We start from the raw sequence: 18,642 nt of genomic DNA on the forward strand, positions 1-18,642 counted from the left end.
CTTGCCGCCAATCCCGGCGATCATAGACCGCCGCTACAGCAATCCCATTTATGAGCCAGCAAAGTTTTGGCCAGTGCAATACCACTCATCCCGCGGTCTTAGCCTGGGTCGCGGAACAAATCGAGTTATGCGAACCGGACCAGATTTTTTGGTGCGATGGCTCGCTTGCCGAAAAAGAATTTCTCACGGCTGAAGCGGTTGCGAAGGGCATTCTCATCAAATTGAATCAGGAGAAACTTCCCGGTTGTTATTATCATCGTTCCAACCCGAACGACGTCGCGCGCGTCGAACAATGCACCTACATCTGCACCGAGACGCAGGACGAAGCGGGCCCAACCAATAACTGGTCCGAGCCGGGCGAAATGTATGCGCGGCTTCGGCAGCTAGCGCGTGGCGGCATGAAAGGCCGCACGATGTATGTTGTGCCGTATCTCATGGGCCCGCCCGGTTCACCGCTGGCGAAAGTCGGATTGGAATTGACCGATTCCATTTACGTTGTGCTGAGCATGCGCATCATGACGCGCATGGGAAAAATCGCTTACGACCAACTCGGCGAACGCGCGGATTTCAATCGCGGCCTTCACTGCATGCTCGATGTGAATCCGGCAAACCGTTACATCTGCCATTTTCCGCAGGACAACACGATCATCTCCGTGGGTTCGGCGTACGGCGGAAATGTTTTGCTCGGGAAGAAATGCCTCGCGCTGCGCATTGGTTCGTATCTCGCGCGCAAACAAAATTGGATGGCGGAGCACATGCTGATCCTCGGCGTGGAATCGCCCACGGGCGAAAAAACCTTTGTCGCTGGCGCTTTTCCCAGCGCGTGCGGCAAGACGAATTTTGCCATGATGGTTCCACCACCGCATTTCAAGGGCTGGAAAGTCTGGACCGTTGGCGACGACATCGCGTGGATGAAACCCGGCGCGGACGGCAAGCTCTACGCGATCAATCCCGAAGCCGGATATTTTGGCGTCGCTCCGGGAACGAATTACAAGACGAACCCGAATGCCATGAACAGCATTCAACGCGATACGATTTATACGAACGTCGCGCTTACGCCCGACCTTGATGTGTGGTGGGAAGGCAAGGACGGTCCGCCGCCCGCCGAGTGTCTTGATTGGCGCGGCAATCGTTGGACACCTGAATCGAAAGAAAAAGCGGCGCACCCGAACAGCCGTTTCGCCGCGCCGATGGCGAACAATCCCATGCTCGCGCCCGAGGCGAACGATCCCAACGGCGTGCCGATCAGCGCGATTATTTTTGGCGGCCGCCGCGCGGACACAATCCCGCTGGTGTTCCAGACGTTCAACTGGATCCACGGAATTTACGTGGGTGCGACGATGGGTTCGGAAACGACCGCGGCGGCGGCGGGCGGCGTGGGGCAGGTGCGCCACGACCCGATGGCGATGCTTCCATTTTGCGGTTACAATATGGGCGATTATTTCCGCCACTGGATTTCAATGCGCAAATTCATGAAGCATCCGCCGCGCATTTTCCATGTGAATTGGTTTCGGAAAAATGCCGCGGGTGAATTCATGTGGCCGGGCTTCAGTGAAAACATGCGGGTGCTGAAATGGATCATTGACCGTTGCCACGGTCGCGCGAATGCCAACGAAACGCCGCTGGGCTGGGTTCCCTCAGCGCAAAATTTCGATCTTCATGGTTTGCCCGGTTACACGCCGGAAAGACTCGAGCAGGCGCAGACGATTAATTACGACGACTGGCGCCGCGAGTTACTGCAACAAGACGAATTTTTTATGAAGCTCTACTCGCACCTGCCAAAAGAAATGATTTTCCAGCGCGAACTTTTGGTTTCAAGATTGTAGTTCCGTGCGGACCGCGGGTCTATGACCCGCAGCAAGGCGCATACGCTCAAGTCGTTCTCGAATCAGCCTGATGCGGCAATCTTTATCGGACATTGCTGCGGGTCATAGACCCGCGGTCCGTGACTGAAATCAAAACGGATGCGGCAATCCGCGATTGCGCGTTTCAGCGATGGCTTGCGCCGGGTCAATGTCGGGAACGATGCGCCCGGTCTGCGGACGAATGATGAGCCGCCAGGTGGAAAGTGATTCGTAGGCGGTCAGCGACGTGTCCTTCACATAAAAAGCGACGAGCGGTTTATCAAATGCGCTGCACGCGTGAACGATGCCCGTGTCCACTGTCAGGACCAGTTGCGCCGCCTTGATCGCCGCCGCCACGTGCATGAAACCTTTCGGTTGAAAGGCCACAGTCCCCGGCAATTCGCGCACGAGCCGCTTCACCATTTCGTGATCTTTCGGAAGTCCGCTCACCAAAATGGATTGGTTCGCCAGCCCGCAGCCGCGCACGTAGCGCGCCCAATTTTCGATGGGCCACACGCGTTCGGGACTCGTCGCGGAGACGTTGAGAAAAATAAACGGCTGGTTGAACGCCGGATAATTTTGTTGAAACCAATTGCTTGCGTCGGGCGGGAGAACGATGGAGGGTTTGTAATCGCCGGGCGCCAATCCCGCCAGCCGTCCGATGCGGCGCATCGTTTCGAGTATGTGCAGGGCCGGTGTGCTGACGCTGCGCACGTCGCGGTCGAAAGGTTGAAAACGATCGTGATTGCAGCCCGTCTTGACGCGACTGCGAAAAAGTTTTGCCAGAATCAAACTGATCGAGCTGGGATGATTTTTGAGATCAATGAATCCATCGTAACGTCGCCGCATCGCCGCGCTTACGAGGGCCGCGAAACCTTTTGGTGAATTGCGAAAAACGGTGACGCTGTTGAGCCGCTTGTCGCTGCGCAGGAGTTCGGCATTGTGGCGTCCACAGATGTAATCCACTTTTTCGAACGTGCGAAATGCCGAGTCGAGAATGGAATTGCGGAGGATGGTATCGCCGATGCGCCCAATGTTAAGAATCATCAGACGGCCGGTGGCGGCCGAAGTCGGATAATCCGGTTCGCGGGTCTGAATCATGAGCGGCAAGCTGCCGATAGGACTGCTTGTTGACTGCTATGTTAACGCGCTTTTATGAAAAAAGGCAAGCCGACATTGAAGCGCAATGCTGGCCGTGCGCTCAATTAAGGTGACTTTAGCCGACCGACAAATCGTCCCTGCCATTTTTTTAATACACTCACGAAGACCTTGTCCGCGTGCCGATTAATGACTCCCACAAAAGTATCTTCGCGTTCGACGGCGATCCACATCGCGCACATAAATAATCCGAGACCGATGACACGATTTTGCCATCCGTACAAAGCCCATTGTCCGTGCCAAAGCCACATCCAATTTCTTGAAAACGGGCCAAGATAAAAAATCGGCCACAAATCTTCCGGAGATGGCCCGCGCGAGCCGACGAGATCACACAGCAAATGCAGATGAAATGTGACGAGGCACAACAACGCGACACGCATCCGCCTGCGCGCGAAACACGCCAGCACACCCGCCGTCAGCACCGCGTCGAACGCCCCGTGCATCAGCCAGTGATGATATTCAGGATAATATATATAGGTATCGGTGTGATGGATTTGGTTGTTCACCATGTCGGCCACGAGACCGAGACCGTCGGCATCTGGCAGAATTCCCGCAAGCGTGACGAGACGGCAATCACGCGGGTTATCGGTCGTCTTCGCGGCGATGATCCAGCTCGCGAGAAAATGCGTGAGCGGAGACATCAGCCAATGCCGCTAACTTTTTTCTTCACGGCCTCGTCCATTTTAATGATCGGCGGCCACTCGCGTTTGAAACCTTCACCGGGTAATTTTTTGGTGGCGTCGAAACCGAGCTTGGAACCGATGGCAAGTTCGCTCGTCGCGTGGTCGAGAACATCGGCGGGACCTTTGGTGAAGATGGAGTCGCGTTGCGGGTCGGTATTCGCGCACAAGCGGAAGAGGACTTCGCTGGTGTTATGCACGTTCACGTCGGCATCCACGACGATGATATATTTGGTGAACATCATTTGGCCCATGCCCCACAGCGCGTGCATGATTTTGTAGGCTTGCATGGGGTAAGTCTTCTTGATGCTCACGAGCACGAGGTTGTGGAAGACGCCTTCCGCCGGCAGCGCAATATCCACGATCTCGGGGAAATTCATCTTAAAGATCGGCAGGAACAAGCGCATGCTCGCCGTGCCGATGTAGAAATCTTCCATTGGAGGGATGCCCACAATGGTCGCGGGATAGACGGCATCGCGCCGATGCGTCACCGCCGTAACGTGGAATACCGGATATGGTTCCGCGAGCGAATAATATCCCGTGTGATCGCCAAACGGCCCTTCCATGCGCAACGGTTCGCGCGGGTCGAGATAACCTTCAATGACGAAATCCGCGTTCGCCGGCACTTCGAGGTCGCTGGTCTCGCACTTGACGAGTTCGATGGACTTTTTGCGGAGATAACCGGCAAGTAAAAATTCATCGAGGCCATCGGGCAACGGCGCGGTGGCGCAAAAGGTGAAGGCTGGGTCGCCGCCGAGGAAAATCGCCACTGGCATCCGCTGGCCCGTTTCGTAATAGCGGCGACCATGGCGCGCGGCGACCTTTTGCAACTGCCAGTGCATGCCCGTGGTCTGCGCATCGTAGATTTGGATGCGATACATGCCGAGGTTGCGATCGCCGGTGTCGGGATCACGGGTCACGACGCACGGCAGCGTGATAAATCGCCCGGCATCCAGCGGCCAGCATTTAAGAATGGGCAAGTCTAATAAGGTGGCGATCGGCGAAGGCTCGCGACGAGGCCCATTAATATCTGGCGCCGGTGGCCAAGGCTCAGTGCGCGTTGGCGGAGAGTCAAAGCGGTGGATGACCTCCTTGCACGGCCCAGACTTGACCGTTTTTGGGCGGGCGTGGCGTAACTCCAGCGCCGTGCCAAGCAGTTTGATGGCTTCACGGACCCCGGTCGGTGGCTTGGCCTTCATCAACGAACCCAGTTCGGCCGCCAGTTCGTCAACCGAGTTCACCCCGAGGCTTTGCGCCATGCGCCGCTCTGAACCCAAAGTATTAATCGCGACTGGAAAAGGTGAGATTTGGCCGTTGACGGTCGGCTTCTCAAAAAGCAATGCCTGGCCACCACCGGGTTTTTTCATCTCGCGGTCGGCGATTTCCGTGATCTCCAGTTCCGTGGCCACCGGCGACGCGATGCGCCGCAACTCGCCCGAGCGTTCGAGCGTCTTAAGGAAATCCTGGAAGGAATCAAAAGCCATGCCGAGGTCAGGGTATCAGAACGACACGGGCATGCAACCGCTGGGGAAAATTTTATCGCAGTTTCGCCCCGTCCCGACGGGTGCGTGAAAAAAAGACGCTGAAATCGCGGAATTTTTTCTCATTGCTGAGTGAAGAAAGTGCGGGATTTGCACGCATAACGCGTGAAAATTTCGCGCCTGGGTATTTCTGGCTCAACTAAACTTGCAAAAAATAAGGGATTTTCGCTATGGCACTGGGAGTGCTTAAAAAATTCTCAAATCAGGTTGACACCGCGCGCGGTTATAATAAAGTTCGCGAACTGTTACCCAACGAACCAAAAAAGTTATATGAAACAAATGCGGAAATTCAAAATCGGGGCTTTCACTCTTATCGAGTTGTTAGTCGTTATTGCTATCATCGCCATTTTGGCGGGCCTGCTCTTGCCGGCTCTCGCCAAAGCCAAACAGAAAGCCGTCCGTATCAACTGCGCCAGCAATCTGAAACAAGTCGCGCTGGCCTTCCGCATCTGGGAAGGTGACAACGGAGACAAGTATCCGCAAGAATATGCTGGAAATACCACTTACCCAGGCGTGAACAATACCGCTGTTCCTTGGAACACGCAGGCGAACGCTTGGACGGCCGACGGTACAGGTTGCCCCGGGGAATACACAGTCTTTGCTGTCATGTCTAATGAGTTGAATAATCCCAAAGTCATCGTTTGCCCAGCTGATGCTGAACGTCTCGCGCGAACGAACTTCACTTCGGATATGGTCAATGCATCGGTTAAGAATTTCGGCACGTCTTATTTCGTCGGAAAAGATGCTGATGAAACCCAGCCTCAAATGTTCCTCGCAGGCGATCGGAATATGGCTTCCTCCACAACTGTAACCACGCAACCTTATGGTTATTCGGACGCTAACGGCGCGACCGCAAGTGCTGGTGGCTATGTCAAATTCCTCGGCACCAATGCTGGCACGGGATTGCTCTCTACTACCACCTTCGGTTGGAGCGCCAAGATGCATCAAAACGCCGGCAATGTCGCCTTGGCTGACGGCAGCGTTCAACAGTTCAGTTCCTCGGCTTTGATTCAGGCCTTGGGTCACACTGGTGATACCACCACGACGCCTGGACCGAACACGATTCTGTTCCCGTAAGCACACCGCTTAAATCAATTCACGAAGGCACCCGCAAGGGTGCCTTTTTTGTTGTACGCAGATTGGTCAAAGATGTAGAGAGCGTATCCCAGTTGCTCGTAACCGAAGGGTTGACGGAAATTAGCCGGGCAGTCGAGGGTCGCGCAGCGCGACGAATACCCCCGGAACACTGAACCATTTCCTTTTGCATCCTGAAGGGATGCTGGAAACACGAATCATTAATCTCGTTTCGACGCACTGCGGCACCGCATCAACGGCAGGAACGAAAGAAACTTATGGCATCACCGGCGATACCACTAATCCACTCACGTTTTCAAGCCGATCCGCGCATTCTGCATTTTTAGAGAGTCACTCGGCTGTGATCGCCAGGCAGAATGGAGCGCACCCCGTCACCAGTGAAACAAAGTCAATAGATTTCACCTCCAGCTCCGGCTTGGGATTGTGCCAGGTCGCGGCATAAAGCCGGAAATGAACCGGATGCTGTTGCGAACTCCAAACCGCATTGGTCGCCTGATACTTATCATCGGCATAATAATTCCAGTCGCGAACATCCGTTCCATACAAGACCGGAAACTCGACCTGCGTTCCGTCGGCAAAATGAATCATATATGCCGCGAGCTGCGCTCCGTCAGTTATGGACCATCCGGTGCCCTGCATAAAGTGAAGATCGGCACACTTCAACCCCACCGGGATTCCAGTTACCTGTTCGGGAAACTTGCGATGCTCGCGCTTCATCACCGCGCCTTGTAATTGAATCAGGCCATCCACGCGAAATGTCGAGCCGTTGAATACATTCACCCCTGCCGGCAGGTCCGCCAGATTTCTGTCCTGCATGTACGCCGCGTGGCTCATCCAGTTTGTTTTCAGGCTGCCGTTGAAATAAGAGTGCAGATCAATGAAAGCCTTCGGAACGAACGCAGCCGGCACGCCATCAATCGGCGTGATATTCGTCATCGGAACACTGGACTGATGCCGCCCGAAGATGGCTTTGGAGACAAAAAACAAAACCGCTATGGTGAAAACAACCAGCACCAAAACAATCCCGATTGGAAACGTGTTCTTTTCGCTTTTGTTTTTAGGAATATCACTCATTCGTAATTAATGGATTAAAATGTCGGATCGTTATTTTGCGGCGCCAACCCAAATGCCGGCGTGACCTTTTCAATATGGTCATCCGCAAACGCCACAAATCCCTTTCCCGAATGCCGTGCGGTGATCAGGTTCGTCTTGAGTCCCATCGGAACCCATCGGGGATCATCAATGGTGTTCCGGTCTTCCTCCACGAGCATTATTTTTTGAGACGGCTGTTTGATGTCCGCCGCCTTGAAAGGATAAACTTTTCGTTCCTTCGTAATGAGCGTTGCCATTCCTCGATTGATTTCTCCCGTAAGCGAATAGCTCGTCAGAGAATAGCTGTAGCGGAAAGGATCGCCGGGCACGATTCCCAACGGTTGAAGCCTGAGCGCCTCGCTGTCTCCCGGGCAGGTGAAAAGCTTGGCGTTAAACTGTGAGACAAAAGGCACGATGGAACTTTTGTTGATGTCCCGCCCGTGCTGCCAATAAATCCAATCTTCCGGCTGCGGCCCGTATGCGTTCTTCGAGCCTGAAGCTGGAAACGTATCGGCATAATCCTGATGGTAAAGTCCGAACGCAATCCCCAGTTGCCGGGTATTATTCAGGCAAACCATTTCGCGTCCGCGAGCTTTTCCTCTGGCGATTACCCCCAGCAACAAGCCCGCCAGAATGGCGATAATGGCTATAGTCACCAAAAGCTCGACCAGCGTAAACGCCGATCCTCTTTTAACGGGTCCATTCCTCATTTTCAAATTGCATAAGCTACAAACAAAACTCAGGGAAAAAAGTTTCACCTGGCTTGCAAGGTTTCTTATGGTCGGGGCAAAGGTTAGCATTAAGCAAAAAAACACGCAAGCCTCTTAATGACAGTATGAATTCAAGGCGCATACCAACCTCCGCATAATAACATTTATCATTCCCGCCCCCGCCTGTTATATTCCCTGCGCGATATGAATTCTTTAGCGCAACACAATGACCTCCGCGACCTCCACGAAAAAGTCGCCGCCGGTGAACGCATTTCCGAGGCCGACGCCCTCCGTCTTTTCGAGAGCAAAGACCTGAACGCCATCGGCGCCATCGCCGACCTCGTCCGCGCCCGCAAAGTCGGCAATCGCGCCAGCTACATCATCAATCGCTACCTCAATTATTCCAACTACTGCATCCTCAGTTGCCAATTCTGCTCCTTCGCAAAAAAGAAACGCGATGCCGATGGCTTCCAACTTTCCATCGAAGAAATGGTCGTGAAAGCCCGCGAAGCCCTCGCCATCGGCATCACCGAATTGCACATCGTCGGCGGGTTGCATCCCTCGCTGCCGTTTGATTATTACACCGGCATGTTGCGGACGTTGCACGCGCTCGACGCGCGGCTGCAATTAAAATGTTTTACCGCCATCGAAATTTTGCACCTCGCGTGGCTCGCCAAAAAATCCGTCCCCGACACCCTCGCCGAATTGAAAGCCGCCGGTCTCGATTCCCTCACCGGCGGCGGCGCGGAAATTTTTCGCAAGGAAGTCCGCTCCGCCATCGCCAAAGGCAAGGAATCCGGCGAGGAATATCTCGATGTCCATCGGACCTGGCACCAGATGGGCGGGCGAAGCACCTGCACCATGCTCTTCGGTCACATCGAATCGCTCGCCGACCGCGTGGATCATCTGCGGCAACTGCGCGCGTTGCAGGACGAGACCCGCGGCTTCGTCGCCTTCGTCCCGCTGCCGTATCAGCCCGAGGACAACGACATTCCTGTCACCACGCCCCCGACGGGTTTTGACACCTTGCGCACGCTCGCTATCAGCCGCATCTACCTTGATAACTTCGATCATCTCACCGCCTATTGGGTCGGCATGGGCCTCAAGCTCGCGCAAGTCGCATTAAGTTACGGCGCCGATGACCTGCACGGAACCATCATCGAGGAACATATTTTTCACATGGCCGGCGCGACCTCGCCGCAACAGCAAACCGAAGCCGCCCTCGTCAAAGCCATCCGCGAAGCCGTCCGCACTCCCGTTCAGCGCAACACCTTTTACGAGCCCATCAAAACCTGGGACTCAACTCCGGCCGATGCGGGCAACGCCGAAGCCGGCCGCTCGAAAACTCTCGATTCCAACCTCGCGACGGCTTGATGAGCGACGATCTTCCCAAGCTCCGCATGGCGCCGCCGGAAACGCCGGAGCAACTCGCCCACCGCGCCGAACGCGAGCACCGCGCCGTCGAATTGCAGCGCGAAGGCCGTCTCGAACAATCCCTCGCGCCCTTCCGCGTCGGCTCCGTGCGCTTCCTAAATGCCGCCCCGCTCGTGCGCGGGCTCGAGGATGAAATCATTCTCGCCACGCCCGCCAAACTCGCTGAAATGTTGCAGCGCGACGAACTCGATGCCGGCCTCGTCAGCATCACCGAAGTTTTGTTCCATGATCGTTACGACGTGCTCGACGGCATGGCCATCGCCTCCCTTGGCGAAGTCAAAAGCGTTTTCCTCGCCCACCGCCGTCCGCTGGTCGAAGCACGCGAAATTTTTTGCGACACTGCCTCCCTGACGAGCGTAAATCTCCTGCGCGTCCTCCTTGTCGAACGCGGCTTGAAACCCGAATTCAAACCGCTGCCCGACTACGCCTCCGCTACGGAACACGATTTCGTTTTGCTCATCGGCGATGCCGCTTTGGATTTCCTGCGCGCGCCGCACCCGCACGAAATTTTTGATCTCGGCGCCGCGTGGCTCGAATTAACGCGCCTGCCGTTTGTCTATGCCGTGTGGGCCTTGCGGCGCGGCGTGGAAAATCGAGCTTTGCGACAGCAGTTGCGCGAAGCCCGCGACTTCGGATTGGACACCCTCGACAGCATCATCCGCACCCGCACCGAATACGATTACGAACTGCGCAAAGATTACCTCGGCTGGCACATCCACTATTTCCTGGGCCACGACGAAAAACGCGGAATCGCAAAATTCATCGAACTCCTCCGCAAACACAACCTCGGCCCCGTTTACGAACCAAAATTCGTCGTCTGATTTTTTAATCAGTGTTCAGCCCGTGTTCCATCCGTGGCTAACAAGTTTTCCCTACGGAAACAGCCCCCGCATTTTCTTTGCTTCACGCACGCGCGTCACGCCGAGACTCAACGCCGCCTGGCGCATGGAAATTTTTTGTTTGCGGCTCAGGTTCAGCGTTTGGTTGAAAGCCCCTTCGAGGATGCGGAAAAGTTTGTCCGTCACTTCCGTTTCATTCCAGAAAAAACTCTGCAAATCCTGGACCCATTCGAAATACGAAACCACCACGCCGCCCGCGTTGCACAAAATATCCGGGATCAGGAAAATCTCCGGACGCTGATCGAGAATGGCATCAGCCTCCGGCGTTGTGGGCCCGTTAGCAGCCTCAGCGAGAATGCGGCACTGAATTTTACCGGCATTCTTTTCGGTGATCTGGCGCTCCAACGCGGCGGGCACCAAAATATCGCACGGCGTCAACAACAGTTGTTCATTTGAAATCGGTTCGGCTCCGGGAAAACCCACGACCGTTTTTTGTTCTGTGACAAATTGTTCGAGCTTCCAAAGGTCAATGCCCTTCGCATTGTAAAGCCCGCCAGCGACATCGCTTATAGCGATCACCTTCACGCCGTATTTCGCCAGCGAAAGCGCGGCGACAGAACCGACATTGCCGAAGCCTTGCACGACCGCAGTCGCTTTAGTGGAATCAAGGCCGAGCGTATCGGCAGCGCGATTGATCAAATAGGCCACGCCACGGCCCGTCGCTTCGCGGCGTCCGAGCGAGCCGCCGAGCAAAACCGGTTTGCCGGTGACAATGCTCGGAACCGTGTAGCCGGTGTGAACCGAATATGTGTCCATGATCCACGCCATGATTTGTTCATTCGTGCCGACGTCCGGCGCCATCACGTCCATTTGCGGCCCGATGAACGGAATCATTTCCTGCGTGTAACGGCGCGTAAGCCGTTCGAGTTCCGTCAATGAAAGTTTGCGCGGGTCACAAGCGATGCCGCCTTTCGCGCCGCCGTAAGGCAAGCCGGTGAGCGCGCATTTCCAACTCATCCACATCGCCAGCGCGGCGACTTCGCCCAGCGTGACGTCTTGATGATAGCGCAAACCACCTTTGGTTGGGCCGAGCGTGAGATGATGTTGCACGCGATAACCGCAGAAAACTTCGGTCGAGCCATCGTCACGATGAATCGGCAGCGCGACGGTAAGGGAACGCTTGGGAAATTTCAGCCGCGCACGCTCGTCATCGGGAATTTGCAAACGGTCGGCGACAGAATCGAACTGCTGACAGGCCATCCGAAAGGTGGGGTTGTCGTAGATTTGCATGTACGAAAGTTAGCGCACGAACCCGCATTAGTGAATAAGGAAGTGATGGGTGTTGTGATTCCTAATGGATCGTGGGTCTATGACCCGCAGCAAGGTGCATACGGTCAAACCGCTTTCGGCTCAGCCTTGAGCGGCAATCTTTATCGGACATTGCTGCGGGTCATAGACCCGCGGTCCGCACGAAGGAATTCGCTATTCACTAATCCCGGTTAAACGATTAGATTGGAGGAGTGTCAGAGAGTCTGGTCGTCAACGAAGTTTATTTGAGCCTGCAAGGTGAAAGCACCTTTGCGGGCCTCCCGTGCATTTTTGTGCGGCTCACCGCGTGCAACCTGCGTTGCTCCTATTGCGACACGGCCTATGCGTTCACCGAAGGGAAACGCGAACCGCTCGCGGAAATCCTCACCGAAATTCGCCAACAAGCCGCCGCTTATTTGAACCATGTCGGCGAACATAAAATGCCGCTGGTTGAACTCACCGGCGGCGAGCCCTTGCTCCAACCCAATGCGCTCCCGCTCATGCGCGCCTTGTGCGACGATGGTTTTACCGTGCTGCTCGAAACCAGCGGCGCGCATGATATTTCCAAAGTGGACGCGCGCGTGCGCCGCATTATGGACTTGAAATGTCCCAGCAGCGGCGAGGTCGCGCGCAATCGCTGGGAAAATATTCGCGAACTCAAGACCACCGATGAAATCAAATTTGTCATCGGTTCCGCGCAGGATTACGAGTGGGCGAAAGAGCAGATTTCAAAATTTAAATTGGCGGAAATTTGTCCATTGCTGATGTCGTGGGTGCAGCCGCTCGCACCCGAGCAGCAGGATAAATCGCTGAAGCTCGTGCCGCCGGGCCAGACACCCATCACGCGTTTGGAATTGGCCGAACGCATCATCGCGGATGCGCTGCCCGTGCGTTTTCAGGCGCAGTTGCATAAAATCATTTGGCCTGCCGAAGAACGAGGCGTCTAGTGACCCGAACCACAAATACGCTTCAACAACTGCGCGAATACGAATCGCGAAATGTCACCTTCATGGAGGCGGACGGCTCATGGCCCATCGTGTGGGAACGCGCCCGTGGCACGCATGTCTGGGACATCGAAGGCCGCAAATATCTCGATCTCACCGCGGCGTTTGGCGTGGCCGCGGCGGGACACGCGAATACGCGCGTCGTCCGTGCCGGGCAAAAGCAGATGGGAAAATTATTGCACGCGATGGGCGACGTTCATCCGCATCGCCTGAAGGCCCAACTCGCGCGCGAACTCAGCCGCATCACCTTCGAGCGCTGGCCGGCGGAGAAATTCGGCGGCGCGCGCGCGCATCCCTTGGCGGGCAAAACGATTTTTTGCAATTCCGGGTTTGAAGCGGTGGAAGCCGCACTGAAAACAGCGGTGCTCGCTACGAGCAAACCTGGAATCATCGCGTTCGAGGGCGCGTATCACGGACTGGGTTACGGCGCATTGAACGTCACACATCGCGATTATTTTCGCAGCCCATTTCGTGCGCAACTCGGCGGCTTCGCGGAGTTCGTTGGATTCCCAACCACGCTGATTCAACTGCGCCGCGCGGCGGCGGAGATTCGCGATTTGTTGCACTACAAAGAAATCGGTGCGGTGCTGGTTGAACCGATGCAGGCGCGCGGTGGAATCCATATTCCGCCTCCGGCATTTTTGCCGATGCTGCGAAAGTTGTGCGATGAATTTGGCGCGCTGCTCATCGTGGACGAAATTTATACCGGCTTTGGGCGCACGGGAAAATGGTTCGCCTGCGAACACAGCGGGACCGTGCCGGACTTGATTTGCGTGGGCAAAGCGTTGACCGGCGGTTTTCCCCTGTCGGCCTGCGTTGGGCGCGTCGATTTGATGGATGCCGCGTGGCCGGTGTCGAGTGGCGAAGCGCTCCACACGAGCACGTTCCTTGGGCATCCCGTGGGCTGCGCGATGGCGCTGGCGCAGATCGCGGAAATCCGCCGCGCGCGGCTGCCGCAACGCAGTGCGCTGTTGGGCGAACATCTCCTGCGCGAATTGCGAAAACATATTTCCAATCCGCAGTTTGATATTTCCATTCGCGGCAAAGGATTATTTGCGGGCGTCGAATTATGTTTGCGCGGCCGCGTGCCTGCCACGATTGCGGCGCTGCATGTGATGAAGGAAATGTTGCATCGCGGTTACGTCATGCTGCCGGAAGGCGCGCACGGAAACGTGCTCAGCTTCACGCCGCCGCTGACCATCACGCGGCAGGAATTGACCGTGGCGGTGCGTGAATTGCAGAAAGTGTTGAATCGCGAATGAACCTGCGCGCGCCACGCCATAAAATTTACGGAGAACCGCGATGAAGCTTACCGAGATGCGGCAGATTTTGGCGTCCGGCCAGATTCAACTCACGAAATCGCTCGGCCAGAATTTTTTGCACGATGGCAATCAGTTGCGCCGCATAGCCGAGGTCGCGGAATTAAAACCTGCGGACCGCGTGTTCGAAGTGGGTCCGGGGCTCGGACCGTTGACCGAATTACTGGTTGCGCAAGCGGGCGAAGTTCTGGCGATCGAAAAGGATCAACGGCTGTTTGAATTCGTGCGCGAAAAATTTGCGGCATCGAAAAATTTCTTCGTGCGCCACGACGATGCCCTGGAATGGATACGCCGCGAAAAACGCGATTGGCGCGACTGGAAACTGGTCGCCAATTTGCCGTACTCCGTGGCCTCGCCGATTCTCGTGGAACTCGCGCAAGCGCACGATTGCCCCAGCCGCATGGTGGCCACGCTGCAACTCGAAGTGGGAAATCGCGTGATGGCCAAAGCGGGCGAGGATGATTACGGTGTCCTTTCGCTGCTGCTGCAACTGCGCTACGAACCGGTGGCGAGTTTCAAGATCCCGGCGGAATGTTTTTTTCCTGCGCCCGACGTGGATTCCGCCTGCGTGGCGCTCGAACGGCGCGCGCAGCCGCTCTTGCCATACGCGCTCAACGCAAAATTCGATCGGCTGGTAAAACTCGGTTTTTCGCAACGCCGAAAAATGATGTTGAAACTTTTGAAACAGGAATGGCCGGCGGAAAAGCTGGCGGCGGTTTTTGAACAATTAAAATTGTCGCCGCAAATCCGCGCGGAACGAGTGACGCTGGAGCAATTCGTTGAACTCGTCAAAATTTTGGAAACCCCATGAACGAAGCGCAACGGCCGGACGAAATTTTTGACATCGTGAACGACTGCGATGAGGTCGTCGGCCAACGCACCCGCGGCGAGGTGCATCGGCTAGGCTTGAAACATCGCGCCGTCCATGTGCTGGTCTTCAATCAGCGCGGGGAATTATTTTTGCAGAAACGCTCGATGAAAAAAGATACTTATCCCGGGACGTGGGATTCATCCTGCTCCGGGCATCTGGACCAGGGCGAAGATTACGACGCTTGCGCCATGCGGGAATTGCAGGAAGAGATCGGGCTCGCCGTGAACGAGATTCCCCAAAAATTATTGCGCCTCGAAGCCTGTGACGACACCGGCCAGGAATTTGTCTGGGTTTACACCATGCAATCCGAAGGCCCGTTCGTGTTGCATCCCGCAGAAATCGAAAAAGGTGATTGGTTTGCGTCTGTCGAAATCACCCGATGGATGATGGAACGGCCCGATGATTTCGCACAGGCATTTAGAAGAATCTGGATGGAATGGACTAAGGGACAATTCTAATAGCTGCGTAGAACCTTTTTCTTGCTTTTCTATATAACACGCAGTATAGATTAGAGCCCTCGAAAAAAACCAACCATCAGGAGTGTGTTATGAAAGATAGTGCCAGTTATTTCGGCCTTTTAGGAGGCTTATTATTCAAAAAAACGCCCAAAGTTCCTATTCTTTTATCGCAGATGTTCATCGGAATTGCCTGCGTTCAATCCGCTTTTGGCCAGGAGAGTGTTTCCGTGGGTTTCAATTCGCCAGGACCGAATTCTTACGTCACCAATAGTTTTCCCATCAGTGTGGGCACTACTTCCACTTATGAACTTCAGGGAGTGCAAATTGTCTATGATGGCCAAACCAACGACCTTTCCTTCAACGGCTTGTTATGGGTGGGAACCTTGTCATTTACCAACGTCCCGTTTGGCAATGTGACCCTGACTGCGATAGCCACGGATGTCTTTGGAGTCTCGGGTCAAAAAACCGAAACCGTCATCCATGATAATCCCCCCACGCTTTCGGTGACGCTGCCAGTCAATGGAACCGTGGCCCGGCCCGGACTGGACATCTCTGCCATTAGCGCTGACGACGGCCCCGCAGGTTCGCATTTGAGCATCTATGTGGAAAGCGCCGCCGAAGATACCGGCGGGCCGCTGCTGGTTTCTGCGACTAATTCACTGACCACGAATTCGTCTTTGGCGGCTTATGACGGAGAACTGCGGTATTTGCGATTTGAAGCCAGGGATTCCGCCAATCAATACCTTTGGCAGTTCCACCAGTTTTACGTCCAAAGCAGCACGAATTTTGTCGAAGTGGCTAAAGTAAGCGAAGGCATCATCGTGGATGTGAATTCGGATCGCCTGTTGTTTTTTGAAAATGAGCCGGGCGGTGGCTATCTTAAAGTCTATTCCCGAACGAATGGGGCGGAGTCTGTGGTCAACACTAACCTGGAAGTTTTTGGAGGCGGGTTTCTTGCTCCTGAAGGCGCTGTGTCCGTTCTTAATTCAACGGTTAGACTTGATCAGGCCCCATTCACCGGTCAAACGCCGCAGGTATATTCCACGGGCCAGAGCGAATCATTATCGAGCCAGGGAAATTATGCTGCCTGGGCGCTGGGTCGGAGTGGCGGCTACTACCCGACTTTGGGATTGATTAATTTGACCACGGGCGCTTCACAAGTGATTACCAATTTGGGCGATGGCCCCAGCGCCGCTTTTCAATTCGATGTCGCTGCCAATGGTGATGTCGTCTATTCGACCGAGGATTCTTCTCTTCACGGGACGGCCATCTACCGCTATCGAAGTGGAACCTCTACTTTGCTCGCCAGCGATGGCAACACCGTTGACACGCCCAAAACCGATGGCACGAATGTATTCTATATCGAAACCACCAGCACCAATCAGATGCTCGTGCTCCTCAACGGCGCGGGGAAATCAGTAGTCGCGCAGGCCGCTTCGATTGGAGCGGATTATTTGGTCAGGAACGGCTGGGTTGCTTATGAACAAACCGGCGGTGGCCAGGCTCAAATCTGGCGGCGCGCGCCCAACGGCGTGACGACGCAAATCACCTTTTTCGGCACTTCCAGCACTTTGGCCGCTTTGAATCCTCTCGGCGAAATATTTTTCTATAACGGCAGCGAGCTTTATTTCGGCAAAGTGGGAACGCAACCAGCTGCCATTGCTACTCAGTCGCCCGGCCTCGGGCTTTACTTTTATTGGCTCGATGGCCGTTGGTATGGCGCGCTGGGCCGGTCGCTTTTTCAAGTTTACACCGGAGTTCCTTCGATCGCGTTGCCTCACATTTCGTCAAATATGTTCAACCTCGATCTCGTTGGTGCGGTGGGCCAGCGAATCGTGACTCAGACATCGGTCAATGGATCTACCTGGACAGACATCCTGACCAATCAGATCGCAGATGGAACGAACATGACGGTTCAACTGCCCATGGACACCAATTCACCCGCCCGTTTCTATCGGATCCATTCCCAATAGCCAGTTGGCGTTTGTCAGGCACGAATCGGAGAATCCGGTGCGCGCTCGACGAAGTGCAGCAGGTTTTGATTGGGGTCGCGAAAAAATAACACGCGCCCGCCACCCATCGCGGGGCGGCTGGGTTCGGGAAAGGTCACTCCCTTTTTTTCAAGCGCAGCCTGGGCTTCTTCTATCGAAGCGACGCGCAAGGCGAGATGCCGAAAACCGGCGACGAAGTTGTTCGCGGTATCGGGCGAAGTGGTCGTAGCGGGATAAATTTCAATCATCAAACCGCCGGCGAGGCTGAGCAGATATGTTGCGGGGGTTTGGCCATTGTCGCAAACGAGTTTGGCTTCAAGAACGTCCACATACCAATTTTTGAGAGCGGCGGAATCGGGCGCGGGTAGGCCAAGGTGTTCTACTGTGTATTTCATTCGTGGCATTTAAGACGAACCATTCGCGTGACGCACGCAAAAACCCTGACAAACCCGTTTTGCCGAGGATGGCGAATCCCATTGAAAAAAACCGTTCGAGAAATCAGCCGCGCAAAAGTGAGGCGTGAGTTTTTAACCAGGCTTCGGCGGCATCGGTTTGCGGGAACGCAGTGTAAACGTGTTTCCAAAAACGGGACGAGTGATTCATTTCCCGCAGATGCATCAGTTCGTGAATGATGATGTAATCGCGGACGAAGCCGGGTGTCTGGATGAGACGCCAGTTGAGCGAGATGACGGCTTTGACGGAGCACGAACCCCAGCGGGAGCGTTGATCGCGCACGGAGACACGGCGAATGGCCAGCCCATGCGCCAGCGCGAGTTCACTCACGCGCGCGGGCAATTCGGTTTTTGCGAGCCGCCAAAATTTTGTTTTCAAGCGGGCGCGAAGCATGGCGCTGTTGCCCATGATCGTGGACAAATCCGTGGTGGACAAAAGTTGCTGCGCGGCGGCGTCCAATGACACCGGCTCGCCGCGGAGGAGAATGGTGTTGTCATCGCCGGTGGCGCGGATTCTTTCCCGTTGCCGGTTAAGACGGTCTTCGAGCCAGGACAAATTGCGCCGCACAAAACTTTGGGCCTCCGCATGGCAACCGCCGCGCGGGATCGTGACGCATCCACCATCGCCGGTTTCGTTCAGGCGGAGAATATAGCGGCGGGCATTGGGGCGTCGGCGATAATCAATGCGCAGGGACATGGTGCGGCCCTGGAGGACATCGCATTTGCCAATGGTGAGGTTGGCTCGCATGGGTCGCAAAAAAGTATGCGCGGGAGCCAGAAAAAATTCAATGAAATTCAAACGCGTTAGAGCATTGACAGAAATTATGTAGCGGTGTGAAGCGAGGA

17 protein-coding genes are annotated in these 18,642 nt (G+C 55.2%); 9 read left to right on the forward strand and 8 right to left on the reverse strand.

All coding sequences use genetic code 11. The features are described 5' to 3' along the window. Positions 1 to 50 precede the first annotated feature (50 nt). Complete coding sequence (locus VH413_10620; protein HEX3799143.1) at positions 51 to 1,826, forward strand: phosphoenolpyruvate carboxykinase (GTP); 1,776 nt, start codon at positions 51 to 53, stop codon at positions 1,824 to 1,826. Between the two features lie 129 nt (positions 1,827 to 1,955). Here VH413_10620 and VH413_10625 read toward each other — a convergent pair whose 3' ends face one another. The 3 genes from VH413_10625 to VH413_10635 all read right to left on the reverse strand — a co-directional run bounded on the left by VH413_10625 (position 1,956) and on the right by VH413_10635 (position 5,166). After that, positions 1,956 to 2,945 carry a glycosyltransferase family 9 protein gene (locus VH413_10625; GenBank protein ID HEX3799144.1) on the reverse strand — a complete coding sequence of 330 codons (990 nt, stop codon included), beginning with the start codon at positions 2,943 to 2,945 and terminating at the stop codon, positions 1,956 to 1,958. Positions 2,946 to 3,049: 104 nt separating this feature from the next. After that, on the reverse strand, positions 3,050 to 3,643 hold the full coding sequence (locus VH413_10630; protein HEX3799145.1) for a metal-dependent hydrolase: 594 nt from the start codon (positions 3,641 to 3,643) through the stop codon (positions 3,050 to 3,052). Then, positions 3,643 to 5,166, reverse strand: a complete 1,524-nt coding sequence (locus tag VH413_10635; protein ID HEX3799146.1) for a UbiD family decarboxylase — start codon at positions 5,164 to 5,166, stop codon at positions 3,643 to 3,645. The genes VH413_10630 and VH413_10635 overlap by 1 nt, the downstream gene beginning before the upstream one ends. 327 nt (positions 5,167 to 5,493) lie before the next feature. On the opposite strand from VH413_10635, the gene VH413_10640 reads away from it, so the two are divergent. Continuing rightward, a complete protein-coding gene (locus tag VH413_10640) occupies positions 5,494 to 6,300 on the forward strand; it encodes a type II secretion system protein (GenBank protein ID HEX3799147.1) in 807 nt (268 codons plus the stop codon). Positions 6,301 to 6,648: 348 nt separating this feature from the next. Here VH413_10640 and VH413_10645 read toward each other — a convergent pair whose 3' ends face one another. Together VH413_10645 and VH413_10650 are read right to left on the reverse strand one after the other, a co-directional pair. Further along, a complete protein-coding gene (locus VH413_10645) occupies positions 6,649 to 7,392 on the reverse strand; it encodes a hypothetical protein (GenBank protein ID HEX3799148.1) in 744 nt (247 codons plus the stop codon). Positions 7,393 to 7,406: 14 nt separating this feature from the next. After that, on the reverse strand, positions 7,407 to 8,066 hold the full coding sequence (locus tag VH413_10650) for a hypothetical protein (GenBank protein HEX3799149.1): 660 nt from the start codon (positions 8,064 to 8,066) through the stop codon (positions 7,407 to 7,409). 258 nt (positions 8,067 to 8,324) lie between these two features. On the opposite strand from VH413_10650, the gene mqnE reads away from it, so the two are divergent. Together mqnE and VH413_10660 are read left to right on the forward strand one after the other, a co-directional pair. Continuing rightward, the gene (gene mqnE / locus VH413_10655; GenBank protein ID HEX3799150.1) at positions 8,325 to 9,494 is read left to right on the forward strand and encodes an aminofutalosine synthase MqnE; all 1,170 of its coding nucleotides are present in this window, start codon (positions 8,325 to 8,327) and stop codon (positions 9,492 to 9,494) included. After that, positions 9,494 to 10,375, forward strand: coding sequence for a menaquinone biosynthesis protein (locus tag VH413_10660; protein HEX3799151.1), 882 nt, complete (start codon positions 9,494 to 9,496; stop codon positions 10,373 to 10,375). The genes mqnE and VH413_10660 overlap by 1 nt, the downstream gene beginning before the upstream one ends. 51 nt (positions 10,376 to 10,426) lie before the next feature. Here the strand turns inward: VH413_10660 and VH413_10665 are convergent, their stop codons facing one another. Further along, entirely contained in the window at positions 10,427 to 11,683 is a 1,257-nt protein-coding gene (locus VH413_10665) for a Glu/Leu/Phe/Val dehydrogenase (protein ID HEX3799152.1), read from the reverse strand. A gap of 230 nt (positions 11,684 to 11,913) precedes the next feature. On the opposite strand from VH413_10665, the gene VH413_10670 reads away from it, so the two are divergent. The 5 genes from VH413_10670 (at position 11,914) to VH413_10690 (ending at position 17,326) form a co-directional block, all read left to right on the forward strand. Continuing rightward, positions 11,914 to 12,648 carry a radical SAM protein gene (locus VH413_10670; GenBank protein ID HEX3799153.1) on the forward strand — a complete coding sequence of 245 codons (735 nt, stop codon included), beginning with the start codon at positions 11,914 to 11,916 and terminating at the stop codon, positions 12,646 to 12,648. Continuing rightward, complete coding sequence (locus tag VH413_10675; protein HEX3799154.1) at positions 12,648 to 13,967, forward strand: aspartate aminotransferase family protein; 1,320 nt, start codon at positions 12,648 to 12,650, stop codon at positions 13,965 to 13,967. The genes VH413_10670 and VH413_10675 overlap by 1 nt, the downstream gene beginning before the upstream one ends. 40 nt (positions 13,968 to 14,007) lie before the next feature. Further along, a complete protein-coding gene (gene rsmA / locus VH413_10680; protein HEX3799155.1) occupies positions 14,008 to 14,835 on the forward strand; it encodes a 16S rRNA (adenine(1518)-N(6)/adenine(1519)-N(6))-dimethyltransferase RsmA in 828 nt (275 codons plus the stop codon). After that, a complete protein-coding gene (locus VH413_10685) occupies positions 14,832 to 15,353 on the forward strand; it encodes an NUDIX domain-containing protein (GenBank protein ID HEX3799156.1) in 522 nt (173 codons plus the stop codon). The genes rsmA and VH413_10685 overlap by 4 nt, the downstream gene beginning before the upstream one ends. Positions 15,354 to 15,526: 173 nt before the next feature. Then, on the forward strand, positions 15,527 to 17,326 hold the full coding sequence (locus tag VH413_10690; GenBank protein HEX3799157.1) for a hypothetical protein: 1,800 nt from the start codon (positions 15,527 to 15,529) through the stop codon (positions 17,324 to 17,326). Between the two features lie 14 nt (positions 17,327 to 17,340). Here VH413_10690 and VH413_10695 read toward each other — a convergent pair whose 3' ends face one another. After that, positions 17,341 to 17,739, reverse strand: a complete 399-nt coding sequence (locus VH413_10695) for a VOC family protein (GenBank protein HEX3799158.1) — start codon at positions 17,737 to 17,739, stop codon at positions 17,341 to 17,343. Between the two features lie 103 nt (positions 17,740 to 17,842). Beyond that, positions 17,843 to 18,544 (reverse strand): SprT family zinc-dependent metalloprotease, encoded by a 702-nt coding sequence (locus tag VH413_10700; GenBank protein HEX3799159.1) that lies wholly within the window; start codon positions 18,542 to 18,544, stop codon positions 17,843 to 17,845. Positions 18,545 to 18,642: the final 98 nt, after the last annotated feature.

The sequence above is a fragment of the Verrucomicrobiia bacterium genome (assembly GCA_036268055.1).
Classification (GTDB): Bacteria; Verrucomicrobiota; Verrucomicrobiia; order Limisphaerales; family Pedosphaeraceae; genus DATAUW01.

Excerpts from the sequence above, each read along its gene's own strand:
- VH413_10695 (HEX3799158.1), bottom strand. The coding sequence starts at position 17,739 with ATGAAATACACAGTAGAACACCTTGGCCTACCCGCGCCCGATTCCGCC.
- VH413_10645 (HEX3799148.1), bottom strand. The coding sequence starts at position 7,392 with ATGAGTGATATTCCTAAAAACAAAAGCGAAAAGAACACGTTTCCAATC.
- VH413_10690 (HEX3799157.1), top strand. The coding sequence starts at position 15,527 with ATGTTCATCGGAATTGCCTGCGTTCAATCCGCTTTTGGCCAGGAGAGT.
- mqnE (HEX3799150.1), top strand. The coding sequence starts at position 8,325 with ATGAATTCTTTAGCGCAACACAATGACCTCCGCGACCTCCACGAAAAA.
- rsmA (HEX3799155.1), top strand. The coding sequence starts at position 14,008 with ATGAAGCTTACCGAGATGCGGCAGATTTTGGCGTCCGGCCAGATTCAA.
- VH413_10640 (HEX3799147.1), top strand. The coding sequence starts at position 5,494 with ATGAAACAAATGCGGAAATTCAAAATCGGGGCTTTCACTCTTATCGAG.
- VH413_10620 (HEX3799143.1), top strand. The coding sequence starts at position 51 with ATGAGCCAGCAAAGTTTTGGCCAGTGCAATACCACTCATCCCGCGGTC.
- VH413_10660 (HEX3799151.1), top strand. The coding sequence starts at position 9,494 with ATGAGCGACGATCTTCCCAAGCTCCGCATGGCGCCGCCGGAAACGCCG.
- VH413_10700 (HEX3799159.1), bottom strand. The coding sequence starts at position 18,544 with ATGCGAGCCAACCTCACCATTGGCAAATGCGATGTCCTCCAGGGCCGC.
- VH413_10625 (HEX3799144.1), bottom strand. The coding sequence starts at position 2,945 with ATGATTCAGACCCGCGAACCGGATTATCCGACTTCGGCCGCCACCGGC.
- VH413_10665 (HEX3799152.1), bottom strand. The coding sequence starts at position 11,683 with ATGCAAATCTACGACAACCCCACCTTTCGGATGGCCTGTCAGCAGTTC.
- VH413_10635 (HEX3799146.1), bottom strand. The coding sequence starts at position 5,166 with ATGGCTTTTGATTCCTTCCAGGATTTCCTTAAGACGCTCGAACGCTCG.
- VH413_10630 (HEX3799145.1), bottom strand. The coding sequence starts at position 3,643 with ATGTCTCCGCTCACGCATTTTCTCGCGAGCTGGATCATCGCCGCGAAG.
- VH413_10685 (HEX3799156.1), top strand. The coding sequence starts at position 14,832 with ATGAACGAAGCGCAACGGCCGGACGAAATTTTTGACATCGTGAACGAC.